This window comes from Mesorhizobium sp. M7D.F.Ca.US.004.03.1.1 (genome assembly GCF_003998635.1).
GTDB classification, from domain to species: Bacteria; Pseudomonadota; Alphaproteobacteria; order Rhizobiales; family Rhizobiaceae; genus Mesorhizobium; species Mesorhizobium loti.
In genome coordinates this window covers 4976-6398 of sequence record NZ_RZQG01000302.1, presented here as the reverse complement: position 1 = coordinate 6398, position 1423 = coordinate 4976, and the positions used below count along the sequence as shown (strand labels likewise).

General features: G+C 62.1%; 1 protein-coding gene and 1 pseudogene. Both read left to right on the top strand.

Annotated elements, in window-relative coordinates:
- The coding region (locus EN935_RS17830) for an ABC transporter permease (protein WP_164771184.1) at positions 1–326 on the top strand (326 nt) is incomplete at its 5' end.
- Between the two features lie 12 nt (positions 327–338).
- Positions 339–1423, top strand: a pseudogene (locus EN935_RS41465) (ABC transporter permease); the annotation flags it as partial.

Sequence of the window (1423 nt, the reverse complement as noted above, 5' to 3'; positions counted from 1 at the left end):
TGATGACGCAGCAATATATCCGCACCGCTCGATTGAAGGGTCTCTCCTTCGGCAGCGTGGTGGTCAAACATGCGTTGCGCAACGCGCTGATCGCGCCGTTCACCGTCATCATGCTGCAGTTTCCCTGGCTGCTCACCGGCGTCGTCATCGTCGAGGTGATGTTCCGCTACCAGGGGTTCGGCTACACGCTGGTCGAGGCGGCCGGTAACAACGACATCGACCTTTTGCTCGGCTGCTCGCTGGTCTCGGTGTTCATCGTCTTGATCACGCAGCTCATTTCGGATGTCGGCTACGCGTTTCTCAATCCGCGTATCAGAGTTCAGTAGGGGGCGAAGCGGATGCCGGTTCAATATATCAGTGGCTTCACCGTCGTTCTCGAAGTGCTGTCGCGCTTCTGGCCGGTCTGGATCGCGCTCGTCATCGTCATGGGGACGAGCTTCGCCTACAAGAAGAAGCTGGCGCTCTACGGCCAGCTCTTCGACAGCGGCGTCGGTATCGTCGGCGTCGGCATCTGTCTGTTCTGGCTGTTCACGGCGATCTTCGCCGCGACCATCTCGCCCTTCGATCCGCTGGCCCAGATTCCCATCATGAAGGATGTGCTGCCGGGCGCCGTCGAACCGCAATCGGGGCTGACCTATCTGTTCGGCGGCGACAAGCTGGCGCGCGACGTGTTTTCGCGCATGGTCTATGGCAGCCAGATCGTGCTGATCATCGCGCCTGCCGCAACCGGCTTCGCGCTGATGGTCGGCATCACGCTCGGCCTGCCCGCGGGCTATTACGGCGGCAAGATCGACACCGTGCTGTCGTTCCTGGCCAACCTTGTGCTCGCCTTCCCGGTGATCCTGCTGTTCTACCTGCTGGTGACGCCGGGCATCATGGACACGCCGATCCCCTATGGCATGGCCGGCGTCTTCTTCCTGTTCCCGATCATCTTCTTCAGCGTGCTGTTCTGGACGCGCTACAAGAACCGGCCCGACCGACTCTACATCCTGCTCGGCATCACCCTGATCCTCGGCGGCTGGATCTACCTCGGCCTTGTGTTCGACAGGGACCCGCTGCACATCGTCCATATCGATCCCAACCAGCTCAACATCTTCGTGGCGGTGGTGTTCGCCTCCAGCCCCGGCGTGTTCCGCATCGTGCGTGGCCTGGTGATGGACATCAAGACGCGCGACTATGTGGCGGCGGCGCAGACGCGCGGTGAATCGCCCTGGTACATCATGCTGTGGGAGATCCTGCCCAATGCGCGCGGTCCGCTGATCGTCGATGCCTGCCTGCGTATCGGCTACACCACGATCCTGCTCGGCACGCTCGGTTATTTCGGCCTTGGCCTGGCGCCGGAAAGTCCAGACTGGGGCACCGCGATCAAGGACGCGAGCCGCCTGCTGCGTTCCTTCATCCATCCGGCGCTGCCGCCGACGAT